Annotated in this window: 12 protein-coding genes and 1 pseudogene; 2 read left to right on the plus strand and 11 right to left on the minus strand. The window is 61.3% G+C overall.

The annotated features are described in order from the left end of the window. Nucleotides 1-16: 16 nt before the first annotated feature. From GKC41_RS01595 to ftsX, 5 genes are all read right to left on the minus strand, one after another. Nucleotides 17-991 carry an amino acid ABC transporter permease gene (locus tag GKC41_RS01595; protein WP_154312664.1) on the minus strand — a complete coding sequence of 325 codons (975 nt, stop codon included), beginning with the start codon at nucleotides 989-991 and terminating at the stop codon, nucleotides 17-19. A gap of 107 nt (nucleotides 992-1,098) precedes the next feature. Further along, nucleotides 1,099-2,037, minus strand: coding sequence for an ABC transporter substrate-binding protein (locus tag GKC41_RS01600; protein ID WP_154312666.1), 939 nt, complete (start codon nucleotides 2,035-2,037; stop codon nucleotides 1,099-1,101). A gap of 297 nt (nucleotides 2,038-2,334) precedes the next feature. Beyond that, nucleotides 2,335-2,811 carry an SsrA-binding protein SmpB gene (smpB, locus tag GKC41_RS01605; RefSeq protein ID WP_110413238.1) on the minus strand — a complete coding sequence of 159 codons (477 nt, stop codon included), beginning with the start codon at nucleotides 2,809-2,811 and terminating at the stop codon, nucleotides 2,335-2,337. A 92-nt stretch (nucleotides 2,812-2,903) separates the two neighbouring features. Then, nucleotides 2,904-4,328, minus strand: coding sequence for a CHAP domain-containing protein (locus GKC41_RS01610; protein ID WP_154312667.1), 1,425 nt, complete (start codon nucleotides 4,326-4,328; stop codon nucleotides 2,904-2,906). A gap of 85 nt (nucleotides 4,329-4,413) precedes the next feature. Beyond that, entirely contained in the window at nucleotides 4,414-5,337 is a 924-nt protein-coding gene (ftsX, locus tag GKC41_RS01615; RefSeq protein ID WP_154312669.1) for a permease-like cell division protein FtsX, read from the minus strand. A gap of 75 nt (nucleotides 5,338-5,412) precedes the next feature. Here ftsX and GKC41_RS09070 point away from each other — a divergent pair, with 75 nt between their 5' ends. Beyond that, nucleotides 5,413-5,472 (plus strand): hypothetical protein, encoded by a 60-nt coding sequence (locus GKC41_RS09070; RefSeq protein ID WP_367379055.1) that lies wholly within the window; start codon nucleotides 5,413-5,415, stop codon nucleotides 5,470-5,472. 614 nt (nucleotides 5,473-6,086) lie between these two features. Here GKC41_RS09070 and ftsE read toward each other — a convergent pair. From ftsE to GKC41_RS08935, 3 genes and pseudogenes are all read right to left on the minus strand, one after another. Next, nucleotides 6,087-7,118, minus strand: a pseudogene (gene ftsE / locus GKC41_RS01625) (cell division ATP-binding protein FtsE); the annotation flags it as partial. A 97-nt stretch (nucleotides 7,119-7,215) separates the two neighbouring features. Continuing rightward, nucleotides 7,216-8,349 (minus strand): peptide chain release factor 2, encoded by a 1,134-nt coding sequence (gene prfB, locus GKC41_RS01630; protein ID WP_154312672.1) that lies wholly within the window; start codon nucleotides 8,347-8,349, stop codon nucleotides 7,216-7,218. Between the two features lie 107 nt (nucleotides 8,350-8,456). Continuing rightward, nucleotides 8,457-8,588 (minus strand): hypothetical protein, encoded by a 132-nt coding sequence (locus GKC41_RS08935; RefSeq protein ID WP_255297770.1) that lies wholly within the window; start codon nucleotides 8,586-8,588, stop codon nucleotides 8,457-8,459. A gap of 147 nt (nucleotides 8,589-8,735) precedes the next feature. On the opposite strand from GKC41_RS08935, the gene dapD reads away from it, so the two are divergent. After that, nucleotides 8,736-9,695: a 2,3,4,5-tetrahydropyridine-2,6-dicarboxylate N-succinyltransferase gene (dapD, locus tag GKC41_RS01635; protein ID WP_154312674.1), complete on the plus strand. Its 960-nt coding sequence runs from the start codon at nucleotides 8,736-8,738 to the stop codon at nucleotides 9,693-9,695. Nucleotides 9,696-9,713: 18 nt separating this feature from the next. Here dapD and GKC41_RS01640 read toward each other — a convergent pair whose 3' ends face one another. The 3 genes from GKC41_RS01640 to GKC41_RS01650 form a co-directional block, all read right to left on the minus strand. Next, on the minus strand, nucleotides 9,714-11,003 hold the full coding sequence (locus GKC41_RS01640; protein WP_324612027.1) for a citrate synthase: 1,290 nt from the start codon (nucleotides 11,001-11,003) through the stop codon (nucleotides 9,714-9,716). 348 nt (nucleotides 11,004-11,351) lie between these two features. Beyond that, the gene (map, locus tag GKC41_RS01645; protein WP_154312679.1) at nucleotides 11,352-12,128 is read right to left on the minus strand and encodes a type I methionyl aminopeptidase; all 777 of its coding nucleotides are present in this window, start codon (nucleotides 12,126-12,128) and stop codon (nucleotides 11,352-11,354) included. Nucleotides 12,129-12,231: 103 nt separating this feature from the next. Continuing rightward, nucleotides 12,232-12,945, minus strand: a complete 714-nt coding sequence (locus GKC41_RS01650) for a DUF308 domain-containing protein (RefSeq protein WP_154312681.1) — start codon at nucleotides 12,943-12,945, stop codon at nucleotides 12,232-12,234. Nucleotides 12,946-12,953 lie beyond the last annotated feature (8 nt).

Genomic DNA, 12,953 nt, shown 5'->3' on the forward strand with positions numbered 1-12,953 from the left:
GATTCTCCTCCTGCGCTCAGGCGTTCAGCCCGGCCATCATGACCTTGTTGACCTTGTCAGTCTCCTGGCGGGTCTGCGGGTCCTCGCCATCCTTGCCGTCCTTGGCCCCCGACCCGGCCAGGGGCCGCGAGTCGAAGCCCTTGCCGTAGTGCTTCTCCAGCTGGGCCTGGATGACCATCAGAACGGAGGTGATGACCAGGTACCAGATGCAGGCCACAATCAGCAGCGGGATGGTCTTGTAGATGCGGTTGGCGATGGCGTTGGTGGCGAACTGGAGCTCCAGGGTGAAGGGCACGGCAAGAGCCAGGGACGTGGTCTTGAGCATGCCGATGGTCTCATTGCCGGTAGGCGGCACGATGATGCGCATGGCCTGAGGCAGGACGATCCGCCGCATGATCATGGATGGCGGCATGCCCAGGGCCTTGGCTGCCTCCTCCTGGCCGGGATCCACAGCCTCGATGCCGGCACGGACGATTTCGGAAAGATAGGCGGCCTCGTTGAGCCCCAGGCCCAGAACCGTGGCCACAGTGGCGTTCAGCACGGTCTTGGTGTCGATGCTCCAGAATTCGGGACCGAAGGGGATGCCGATGGCCAGTTTGGGTATCAACACGGAAAGCAGGCCCCAGAAGACCAGCTGGGTGTATACAGGAGTGCCGCGGAAGAACCAGATGAAGAACCAGCTGACCCAGCGCAGGACCGGATTGGACGATTTGCGCATGACTGCAAGGATGATGGCCAGGATTGTGGCCAGGACCATGGCATAGACGGTCAGTAGCAGGGTCCACTTGATGCCGTCCAGGACGTGCTCATTGAAGAGGTACTTCCAGACCGTGGGCCAGTCAAAGTTGGGATTGGTCACCATGCCGTGGATCAGCATGGCCACGAAGATGGCCACGATGACGGCAGCCACGATCGGCCCCGGTTTGCGCACCGGCCTGGCATGTATTCTGCCGGGGATCTGAATCTGGTCCGTCCCCTTCTTGGTATGCATCTCCTGCTTCCTTCCGCACCGCTGTACTTGTTCAGGCCTGATCCATTGGCCGAACCACCTGCTGAGGCGCGGGTCGCCCGGTGTGACGACCCGCGCCTGGCCTTGCCTCAGTCAGAGACCGCAGGGTTGATCTCCGCCTTCTCAACAGCACCGCTCTGGACGCCCCAATTCTTGAGGATCTTGGCGTAGACGCCGTCGTCAATCAGCTTCTGAAGAGCCGCCTGGGTGGCCTCGGCCATGCCACTGCCCTTCTTCAGAGCGGCACCTTGCAGGACGATGTCGGTATCCTTGCCCAGCTTTTCCAACTGGCCGTCGGTCTGCTTGATGGCATACCCGGTCACCTGGGAGTCAGCGTAGAAGACATCGATCTTGCCGTTGACCACTGCCGTGGCTGCATCGGTCTGCTGCTTGTAGGACTGCACGTCCACCGGCTTCTTGCCCTTGGCCTTGCACTCGGCCGAGATCTTGTCGGTTGCCTGCTGCTCTTCGATGGTCCCGGTCTGCACGCCGACCTTGACGCCGCAGATGTCGTCAGGGTTGATCTTGGAGGGGTTGCCCTTCTTGACGGCAAAGGCCGTACCTGCCTTGAAGGTGGTGACGAAGTCGACCGACTGCATCCGCTCCTTGGTGATGGTGAAGCTGGCGATGCCCGCGTCATACTTGCTGCCGATGGCCGGGATGATGGTATCGAAGGAGGCGCTGACCATCTCCCCATCGAGCCCCATGACCTTGGCAATGGCGTTCGACAGGTCCACGTCAAAGCCAATCGGGGTCTTTCCATCCTCACTCATGAACTCGCCAGGCGCATATGAGGTCTCCATACCCACGGTCAGCTTGCCGTCCTTGGAAACCGACTCGGGCACCTTGGCCGCGATGGCCGGATCCTTCTTGATACCGCTGACGTCAAAAGCCGCTGGGTGGGAGCTTGTGGTGGCCTTGCCCGATGCACTGCTGGTGTCCGCCTCGTCTGTGGTTCCGCAGGCTCCGATGGAGGCCAGCAGGGTGATACTCAGAGCCGTCGCCAACACCGCCTTGATCTTGCCCATGTCTTCTCCTCTTCCGGACCGCCCCGAAGCGACCCCGATTGCTCTTGATTGACATGCACTATTATGCACACATTTGTATTTTTATGCATACAGAATAAGGTTAACTCAATCCTGCTGACTGACTACCCTGGTATTTTTGGCTCCATAGCAGGCCAAAGACGCTATTCAACACTGTCGATTGCCGCCAGCCCCGGGCGTGTCGAATGTGTATAGAACGGGAAGCCCTCAGTGGGCGATTGTCGGTCGTTATGAAATTCAGGGAATTCGGTAGGTCTATCTGAAGGTATGGCTCGAAGCTTAGCCCCGCCGGTTGCGGTAGCGCATGGCCCTTTGAGCCTCGCGGCGATCCTGCTCCTCCCTCAGAGACTGGCGCTTGTCATACTCACGCTTTCCTCGGGCCACAGCGATCTCGACTTTAACCCTGCCGTCCTTGAAATACAGACTCAAAGGGACGATTGTATAGCCCTTGGCCTGAATCTGCCGCTCCAAACGAACGATCTGCTTGGCATGGAGGAGCAACTTGCGCTTGCGCTTGGGGGCGTGGTTGTTCCAGGTGCCATTGAGGTATTCAGGGATATTGGCGTTCTCCAGCCAGACCTCGTGCCGCCGGTCAATGCTGACGAATGACTCGGCCAGGGATGCACGCCCCTCTCGCAGAGACTTGACCTCGGTCCCGGTCAACGCGATGCCGGCCTCGTACCGATCCTCAATCTGGTAGTCATGACGGGCCCTGCGGTTCTGGGCGATCATCGACGTGCCTGTTTCCTTAGCCATAATATCCTCCTCTCGATCGCGCCAAGGAGGCTACCTGGCACTCCGGACAGTGATAATGCCGTTCCAAGTGGCGGACCTGGCCCGCATCGGCATCAGTAATGAATGTATTGGTAGTTGCCTGCCCCATAGACCGTTTCATAGGTGGGGAAGGCGGCGAAGCCGGTGCCCCCTTCGGAGATGAGCACCGATCCATCCGAATTGACCCGCTCGACCACAGCCACGTGGCCATAGGACCAGTTGGCGTTCCAACGAGTGACCCGCTGGCCACGGGCGAAGACCATGACAGCACCGACATGAGGGGTGTTGTTGACCAGGTAGCCCAGGCCACGTGCCGTATTGGCCCAATCAGCCCCGTTACCCATATAGGAACCTACAGGCAGAGCCAACTGCGAACGGCGTATATAGGCCCAAAGTGTGCACTGCCGTGCGGGGTAGGCGCTGCCACCCACTGTATTGCCGGTGCTATGGCCATAGCAGAATCCGGAACCTGAGGGGCAGCTGCCCGGCACTGCATAATTCATGCCGGAGGCGCCGCCGCCGCCACCGTTGCCTCTACCGCTATTACCACCGCCGCCATTGTTACTGGGCGGGGCAGGCCGTGGATTCCGTGCCGGACGGGATCCGCCGCCATTGCTGATCTGCTGGGCTCCTCCGGCATGCGGGTCAGCGCTGCCGCCCGGATTGCCGGTGTTCAGCGAGTCGATCATGGATTCGGTGGCCACGATATCTGCGGCTTCACGGGCCGACTGTGTGGTCAGGGCAGCCTTTTGACTCTCCAGCTGCTTGCGTGCTGCGGCCCCCTGGTCACGCAGGGCCTGCAGGTGGTCCTGCTTGGCCTGAGCCGCCGCTACAGCCTGCTGGGCCACCGCCTGCTGTTGATCGGCCTTGGCCTTGAGCGTGCTGATCTGCTCCTCGATGGCCTCCAGACGTTGCTTCCTGTTCATGGAGGAGTTGAGGGTATTGGCTGCATCATTGGCCGTATTGGCTTCGGACCTGGTCACAGCCGCATCGGACTGCATCTTGTCCACGAAGTCCTGGGTGCTTGAAGACTTGGTCACCACGTCCATGATCTGAGAAGTCTCGGACCCGTGGAAACTCTTTCTGGCCATCTGAGCCACGCCAGCCTTGGCATCGTCATAATCGAGGCCGGTCTGACGAATCTTGGCCTCCAGATCTGCGCGATCCTTGCGGGCCGCCTCCAGGCGATCGTTGGTGGCCTGGACCAGGCTGTCAGCCTGCTCGGCCTGCTGCTGGGCATCGATGGCACTCTGCTGCGCAGCCGGAATCTGGTTGGAAGTCAGATCATCAAGGCTCAGTATCTGGTTGGCAAGTTGGGCGCTGACGCCAGCCAGCTTGCTCTTCAGGGCCGCGTGGTTCTGGACTTTCTGCTGGTAGCTGCTCCAGTCGGCCCGGGCAGGTTCAGGCGCTACGGACAGTCCGAGGATTCCGCCGCCCAGCATCATGGCCAACGATCCGACGAGGCCGCAGATAGCCTCCCACCGTTTGGTACGATTCATGGTCAAGTCCCTCACTATCGCTATCCATGCTAGTCATCATTATGACAGAGATTGCGCCCCAAATCGATTGGCCGGTCGCCACAAATCAGGTCCGCAAATACCGTCGCAGGGAGATGGAGGAGGCCAGTGCGGACAAGAGCATGGCCCCAAGGATCAAAGCTGGGGCTATGAGCAGGACCGTGGACTGGTCCACGTAGGGCATCCATTGGACCGTGCGAGCCAGCCAGTCGGTAATGAAGAGCTTGACGATGGCGCTCAGAGCTCCGACAGCCAGAAGTGAACCCAGCAGGGAGGCCACCACGCCCTCCAGGATGAAGGGCAGCCGAATGGTCCAGTTGGAGGCTCCCACCAGTCTCATGATCTCCGTCTCGTTCCGACGTGCGGCAGCGCTCATCCTGATGGTGGTGCCGGTCAGCAGAATGGCCACAATCACCATCACCACAGCCAGGACCAGAGTGACCGCCGTGGCCCTGTTGAGGATTTTGAAGACCGGGTCGAATATCTGACGCTGATCGGAGACCTCCTCCACCCCATCGCGACCGGACAGCACCTCGGAGACCACCTGGTACTTGGTCGGGTCCTTGAGCTTGAGTCGCAGGGAACCCTGCATGTCCGCTGCGGTCATGGTCCTTCCCTCGTAGGTACCGTCAGGGTACTGCTTGAGGAAGGTGTTCTTGAAGAAGTCCTCACGGCTCTGATAGGTGATCTTGGCCACGGAGTCGCTCAGCTCGGTATTGATGGTGTTCTCCAGCTTGACGATCTCGTCATTGGTGGGGGCCTTGCCGGTCGCGCATGAGGCCGCCTGGCTGGTGCCGTCCGGGCAGAGCCAGACCACCACCTCCACCTGGTCGTACCAGTCTCCCTTGGCCTTGCTGATCTGAGCCTGCATGAGGCCCGAGGCGCCTATGAACAGAAATGAGATGAAGGTGACCAGCATGACCGAAAGGATCATGGACCCGTTGCGGCGCAGGTTGTCCCAGGTGCTGGAAAGGATGAACCGCAGTCTCATCGTGCTGCCTTCTTCTTGTCATCATGCTCATCCCGAGCCTGTGCTTCGTTCTCTCGACGGGGCTTCCTTGCCGCCTTGGGGGCTTCAGGCGGAGCAGGAGGAGCCGGCGGGGCTCCCATGGGCTCAGCATCGTGATGATTGTCGCTCATTGAGACCTTTTTATCGGTCCTGGCCTTGTTGGAGGACTGTTTTGAGGGTTTGGGGACGTCCTGCTTCTTCCGGCCTGCAGTCTGATCTGATTCGCCGGTCGGCTCTGCCGGGCTGGAGCCATCGGCCCCCGAAGGCTGATCGGGCCTCTTGAACCGTTGCCCACCATCAGAGGTCTTGGCGGAAGAACTTTTCATCGATCGTCGGTCATTGGCCTTGTCGTCCTTCTCGGGCGCTCTTTGACCTTGATCACGATTGCGTTCGTCATGCGCGAGACCCTTGCTGTCATCGCCGCGTTTCCCGTCCCGCTGCCTGCTGCCCGATTCTTCGGTCTGCCGATCCTGGGGCCTGCCTTCAGCGGTCGCCTTGGGCTGAACAGCATCCGAACCACGGGCAGGCTTGGGGGATTTTCTGGAAGCTGTACGTTCTGTATGAGCATGTCCTGCCTTGTCGTGGTCCCTGTCACCGGAACCGTCACTCGACTGACCGGATCGATCCTTGCTGGTCTGGGCCACAGGCCTGCGGAATCGCTCATCCGAGTCAGACCCTGCAGCTGTGTCTTCGTGCTGACCAGGATCTTCCTGCGCGGACTCAAGGCTGCCCAGACCCTTGCCCCAGGTCAGGGTGTCCTCCACCGAGGTGAAGACCTGCCCATAACGCCCGGTTCTCCCCGAATGCATGGATTTGGCCAGCCGTGCGATTCCCTCGTCGCCGTACTGACCCTGGTTGACGGCCTGCGCCACCGCTTGGACCACCTGCTTGGCCCCCTTGGTCCCATCCGCGATGGGCTCGGTGGCCGGGCTGTTCCCGTCCTGCACGACGACCCGCACCGGACGGCGCCCTCCAACTCCTGCCTCGCGTGCACGGTCCAGGGCATCGCCGTCGGCGGGATCCCCGATGGCGTGATGGGAGCGCGCCGCAACCTCGGCATCGGGGAAGAAGCGCGAAGAATCGTAGGAACCGTGGGCCTCGTCGCGCATGATCCGACCCGTATGCAATTCCACCACCCGCTTGCGCATGGAGTTGACAATCTCCTCGTTGTGGGTGGCCATGACCACAGTGGTGCCTGTCCTGTTGATGGCATCCAGGACCTCCATGATGCCCAGGGAGGTGGTGGGATCAAGATTGCCGGTAGGCTCATCCGCGAGCAGAATTTCCGGGTTGTTGACGTAGGCCCGGGCCAGAGCCACACGCTGGGCCTCGCCGCCTGAGAGCTCGTGGGGATAGTTGTGTTCCTTGCCCGTCAGCCCCACGGTCTTGAGCACCTGAGGCACCAGGGTCTTGATGGTGGACCGACGGGCACCGATGACCTCCAGCGTGAAGGCCACGTTCTGCCATACGGTCTTGTTGTTGAGCAGCTTGTAATCCTGGAATACGAAACCGATGGAACGCCGGTAGCCGGGGATCTCGCGGTTGCGCAGACGTCGCAGGTCGTTGCCGGCCACGCGGATCTCCCCCTCGGTGGCCTCCTCCTCGCGCAGGAGCAGACGCAGCAGAGTGGTCTTGCCCGACCCGCTGGCGCCCACCAGAAAAACGAAATCCCCGCGATTGACATCCAGGCTGATGTTATCCAAGGCCGGACGAGACCCCTTGGGGTAAATCTTGGTCACGCCCTTGAGCGAAATCAACGCCATTTACACTCCGTTCCTCGGTATTCCCATACAGAGGCTATCAAGAAGACCGACACTACTCACTCATGAAACACCGACCAGACCTGAGCCGGACGAAGCTCTACTTGCTGGCTTCCTCCTCGCGAGCCTGGACCCGCTGCTGATGCCGCCAGCGAATGCCGGCCTCGATGAAGGCGTCAATGTCACCGTCGAAGACCCCCTGGGTATCTGAGGTCTCGTATCCGGTGCGCAGGTCCTTGACCATCTGGTAGGGATGCAGCACATAGGAGCGCATCTGGTCGCCCCAGCTGGCCTTGATGTCGCCGGCCAGCTCCTTCTTCTTCTTGGCCTCCTCCTCGTGCCGCAGAACCAGCAGCCGGGACTGAAGAACAGCCATGGCAGCCGCGCGGTTCTGGATCTGGCTGCGCTCATCCTGCATGGTGACCACGATGTTGGTCGGCAGGTGGGTGATGCGCACGGCCGAATAGGTGGTGTTGACACCCTGGCCGCCTGGGCCGGAGGAGCAGTAGGTGTCCACTCGGATGTCCGAGTCGGGGATGTCGATGTGGTCGGTGGGCTCCACCAGGGGGATGACCTCGACGGCGGCGAAAGAGGTCTGCCGCCTGCCCTGGTTGTCGAAGGGCGAGATCCGCACCAGACGATGGGTGCCGCCCTCCACCGACAACCGCCCATACGCATAGGGGGCATCCACCTGGAAGGTGGCCGACTTGATGCCGGCCTCCTCCGCGTAAGAGGTGTCCATGACCTTGGTGGAGAAGCCATGCCGCTCAGCCCAACGCATGTACATGCGCAGGAGCATCTGCGCCCAGTCGGCCGCGTCCACCCCGCCGGCGCCCGAGCGGATGGTGACCACGGCAGCGCGCTCGTCGTACTCCCCGTCCAGCAGGGTCTGAATCTCCATGTCATCCAGGTCGGATCTCAAAGAGTCGATCTCCTTGCGGGCCTCCACCAGGGTGTCCTGATCATGCTCCTCCTGGCCCAGCTCCTCCAAGGCCTGCACATCATCCAGCCGGGAGGATGCGGACTCCAGGTGCTTGAGCTGGGATTGCAGGGCCGAGAGCCTGCTGGTCACCTTCTGAGCATTCTCCTGGTCGTCCCAGAGTCCGGGCGCGCTGGCCTGACGCTCCAGATCCGCAATCCGCGAGCGCAGACCATCCGGGTCCAGCGCCTTGGAAATCATCTCGTACTTGGCCTTGGCCTGCTCCAATGCTTGAGCAAAATCCATCTCTGCCATACCGTCTCACCGCTTTCCGGACCGGCTCCGCACGAGCCGACCACCGTCTTCATTCCTGTGTGCCTTTGCCTGTGACGGCCGGATTCCCGCCGACCGGACGGACCGGGTCAAAGGCCGCTGAAGATGGCCGGGATGACAAGACTGGCCAGCAGAGCCACGGCGATGACCAGGCAGACCGCTCTGGCCGTATTGCGGCGCCGACGCTCCCGGCGCTCCCGCTCATGACTGTAGGCACTCATAGTCGGTAATTTTACCTATCGGCTGGGACCTGGCTGGCGCCAATCCAGACCCGACTGCCGGACGGACTGCCTGTATTTGAGCGTCGACCGGTTTATCCTGTAAGACAACTTGATGTCAACACGAGTGCACCGCCTGAAGGAGGAACGATGAGCACAGCACGCACCGCATGGGGTTGGGGCCTGGCCAGCCAGGACGAGCAGGGCCGGACCCTGGACGTCTGGTACCCCAAGGCCGAGATCTCCACACCGCCAACCCCGGAGAACCGCCCCAACCACGACTTCGGCGACCAGGTACACAACCAGCCCGACGCCCGCGGCATCCGAAGGGTGCCGGTCTTCACCGTGGCTGATCTGGATGGCCCGATAGCCGATGCCGCCGACGCCTATCTGCGGCTTCACCTGCTCAGCATGCGCTTGACCCCGCCCAACAGCATGAACCTGGACGGGATCTTCGAACAACTGACCACGGTGGTCTGGACCAACTACGGACCCTTCGCCGTGGAGGACTTCGCCCTGCGTAGGTCAGGGGTCATGGCTGCGGCCAGCCGGTCCATGCCGGGCATCCCGGTGACGCAGGTAACGGTGCTGAGCGTGGACAAGTTCCCCCGCATGGTTGATTACGTGGTTCCCGAGGGAGTCCGCATCGGCAATGCCGACCGGATTCGGCTCGGCGCCCACCTTGCGCCGGGAACGACGGTCATGCATGAAGGCTTCGTAAACTTCAACGCCGGAACCCTGGGCCATTCCATGGTCGAAGGCCGGATCTCACAGGGGGTCGTGGTCGGCGACGGTTCGGACATCGGCGGAGGAGCCTCCATCATGGGCACCCTGTCCGGCGGAGGCCGCCATCGGGTCTCCATCGGTCAGCACTCCCTGCTGGGGGCCAACGCCGGCATCGGTATCTCACTGGGCGACGACTGCGTGGTCGAAGCCGGGCTCTACGTCACCGCCGGCACCAAGATCGGCCTGGGCGATCAGGTGGTCAAGGGGGCGGAGCTCAGCGGACGGGATCATCTGCTCTTCATCCGCGACTCCCGCACTGGCCAGGTCAAAGCCCTGCCCCGCAAGAAGGGCATCGAGCTGAACGAGCGGCTGCACGCCAACTGAGCCCGGCGGTCATGGGGCTCAGCGCTGCTCCATGGGCAGGTAGTCGCGTGGGCCCTGACCGGTATAGACCTGCCTGGGACGCCCGATTTTCGTGTCAGGATCGTCCAGCATCTCCCGGTACTGGGCGATCCATCCGGGGATGCGTCCCAATGCGAAGAGCGTGGTGAACATCTCCGGGTCGAAGCCGATGTCGCGGTAGATGAGCCCGGTGTAGAAGTCCACGTTGGGATAGAGATGGCGTTCGACGAAATAGTCGTCATGCAGTGCCAGGTCCTCCAGCTCCAGAGCCACGTCGAAGAGCTCCGCATCCTCGGCATTCCTATCCTGATCGGGTTCGTCCATGAGCTTGTAGAGCCACTGCTTGGCAATGGCCGCGCGCGGGTCATAGGACTTATAGACCCGGTGGCCCAGACCCGCGATTTTCCGCCCCTCGCTCTTGGCCTGGTCCACATACCCCCGCACGCCCAGTCCGGAATCCCGTATGCTCTTCAACTGACGCAACACGGCCTCGTTGGCGCCGCCGTGCAGGGGACCTGACAGGGTATTGATGCCGGCAGCCACTGCCGAATACAGGTTGGCCCGTGCTGATCCGGCAATCCGGACCACTGAGGTGGAGCAGTTCTGCTCATGGTCGGCATGTATGATCAGAAGCTTGTCCAGGGCCTGCACCTTGAGAGGATCGGCCTGATAGGGCTGGTAGGGCATGGCGAAGCTCATCCGCAGGAAGTCCTCCACATAGCCCCAGGTCCTGTCCGGGTAGAGCAGCGGCTGGTCACGGCGACGACGGTGGATCAGGGAGACGATGGTGCGCACCTTGGCCATGATGATGGCACTGGCCTCATCCAGCTGGTCGGGATCATCAACATTGCAGGTGTCCGGGTGGAAGCCGGCCAGGGCATTGACCGCCGCAGCCAGCACACTCATGGGATGAGCCTGGCGCGGGAAGGACGAGAGCAGATGGCGGAAGTCCTCCCCTACGACCGTGTAACCCAGGACATGGCTGCGGAACCGTTGGTACTGCTCGGCATCAGGCAACTCGCCGTGGGACAGCAGCCAGGCCACTTCAAGAAAATTGGATTGAGCGCACAGGTCCTCTATGGCATAGCCCCTGTAGCGCAGTATGGACCGCTTGCCGTCAATGAAGGTGATTCCCGAAACACACTGGGCCGTGGTCTGGAAGCCCGGATCCAGCGTGACCCAGCCGTCGTTGCGCAGGGAGGAGACCAGAATGCCATCGGGCCCTTCGGTGGCGCGAACCAGGGGAAGATCAACCTGTTCGGAATCGATGGACAACCGTGCTGTAGACACCACGCACCTCCTGTTGATCAACCAGTGAGGTGCCAGTGAGAGTCGGCGGCCAGGCCGGATCAGGCTACCGGCACCTGTACCGGCGTGGAATTGCCGACATGCTAGCAGAAACAACCACGACTTCGATTACCGGCTTGTAACCACAAGCATGAATCCGTCACCTCCACCAACGACGCGCAGGTCCAAGCCAGTGCCGTCTTCGTCCCCGCACCAGCGTGCCGGCACAGGGCAAGGAGGAAAGTGCAGGTATCAAACAGGGCCGGCATCAAAGAGGAACCCAGGAGCATCCACATTGTGGACATTCCTGGGTCCCTTATAGTCCTAATTCGACTTTGGACAGCCTTCGACTCAGTCCCCGGTTGTCAGGATGACAGGCCCCTGCTCGGTGATGGCGATGGTGTGCTCGCTGTGGGCGCCGCGCGATCCGTCTGCAGAGCGCAGGGTCCAACCATCCTTGGGATCCTGGTAAATCTGATCGGTGGTCGCCAGGAACCAAGGTTCAATGGCGATGACCAGACCCGGGCGCAGCTTGTAACCGTGATGAGGCGTGCCGTCGTTGGGCACATGGGGATCACCGTGCATGATTCGTCCTACCCCGTGTCCACCGAACTCCAGGTTGACGCTGTATCCGTTTTCATGGGCAACCTCACCGACTGCAGCGGAAATGTCACCCAGGCGGTTGCCAGGTTGAGCCTGTGCGATACCCGCCTTCAGGGCCTCTTCAGTGGTCCGAATCAGCCGCAGATCCTCTGGATCGGCATGCTCACCCACTACGAAGCTGATAGCCGAGTCGCCCACCCAGCCGTCCACGTTGATGGCCAGATCCAGGGAAAGCAGGTCACCATCCTTGAGGTTGTAGTCATAAGGCACCCCGTGCAGGACGGCATCGTTGACGGACAGGCAGATGTAGTGAGCGAAGGGGCCGGTACCGAAATCAGGTGCGTAGTCCACATAGCAGGAGGTGGCTCCCTTACGGGAGTTGATCCTATCCTTGACGTAGTCGTCCAGCTCCAGCAGGTTGATCCCGGGTTTGCTCATGGCTTTGAGCTCCTTAAGGATGCTGCCGACGAACCTGCCCGCCGGCTTCATCTGTTCGATCTCCTGCTTGGTTTTGAGCTCGATCATCCTCTGCGTCCTTTCATAATTGGTGCCCGCGGGTGCCACCCCTCAGGATCCTGCCCAAGTACTACCTCTCAGTATTATCGGGTCAGTCGGACGAGTCCGGCTCTCAGTTCCGGCCGAAGGTGAAGGCCCTGATGATGGATACGACTCCCAGCACCAGAAGGGCACACCCGCTGAAGATGACCAGGAAGATGACGGAGCTCAGCGGGTAGATCATGACGATGATTCCGGCGATGATTGAAACGATGCCCGAGAAGATGGCCCAGCCTGAATGCGGGAGTCCCCAGGAGGCGGCCAGACTCATCACTCCCTCCATAATCCAGCTGATACCCACAATGATGGTGACCAGTAGGGTCAGCGCAGAAGCGGACAGGGCCGTGTTCCTGACGATGACAATACCGCCGACGGCGATCAGAGCGCCAAAGAGGACGCCCAGCACACGCCAACCGCCAGGAAGCCCCTTGGTCACGATGGAGGTGGCCAGACGGACCACGCCGGAGATGATGAAGTAGATACCCAGCACCACGGTCACGGCGATCAGGGTCTTGTCCGGCCTGAGCAGAAGGGCCAGGCCCAGGATGACACCGATCACGCCCATGACGCCCATAATGATGCGGATGGCCCGCAGGGTTCTGAATCCCAGATCCTCGGCGATCATGGAGAATGGATCCATCCGTGGCGGGCGCCCTTGGTAGCCGGGGTATTGCCCATACTGGCCATAATTATTCTGGCCGTAATTGTTCTGATATTGGCCGTTATTCTGCGAAGAATCCTGGCCACCGTACTGATTGGGCTGACCGCCCTGCATGGGATCCGTCATACCGTCCT

The sequence above is a fragment of the Bifidobacterium asteroides genome, assembly GCF_009683175.1.
In the GTDB taxonomy this organism is placed as follows: domain Bacteria; phylum Actinomycetota; class Actinomycetes; order Actinomycetales; family Bifidobacteriaceae; genus Bombiscardovia; species Bombiscardovia asteroides_H.

Coding starts and splice junctions, on each gene's coding strand:
- GKC41_RS01595 (WP_154312664.1), bottom strand. CDS start 991: ATGCATACCAAGAAGGGGACGGACCAGATTCAGATCCCCGGCAGAATA.
- GKC41_RS01600 (WP_154312666.1), bottom strand. CDS start 2,037: ATGGGCAAGATCAAGGCGGTGTTGGCGACGGCTCTGAGTATCACCCTG.
- smpB (WP_110413238.1), bottom strand. CDS start 2,811: ATGGCTAAGGAAACAGGCACGTCGATGATCGCCCAGAACCGCAGGGCC.
- GKC41_RS01610 (WP_154312667.1), bottom strand. CDS start 4,328: ATGAATCGTACCAAACGGTGGGAGGCTATCTGCGGCCTCGTCGGATCG.
- ftsX (WP_154312669.1), bottom strand. CDS start 5,337: ATGAGACTGCGGTTCATCCTTTCCAGCACCTGGGACAACCTGCGCCGC.
- prfB (WP_154312672.1), bottom strand. CDS start 8,349: ATGGCAGAGATGGATTTTGCTCAAGCATTGGAGCAGGCCAAGGCCAAG.
- GKC41_RS08935 (WP_255297770.1), bottom strand. CDS start 8,588: ATGAGTGCCTACAGTCATGAGCGGGAGCGCCGGGAGCGTCGGCGCCGC.
- dapD (WP_154312674.1), top strand. CDS start 8,736: ATGAGCACAGCACGCACCGCATGGGGTTGGGGCCTGGCCAGCCAGGAC.
- map (WP_154312679.1), bottom strand. CDS start 12,128: ATGATCGAGCTCAAAACCAAGCAGGAGATCGAACAGATGAAGCCGGCG.
- GKC41_RS01650 (WP_154312681.1), bottom strand. CDS start 12,945: ATGACGGATCCCATGCAGGGCGGTCAGCCCAATCAGTACGGTGGCCAG.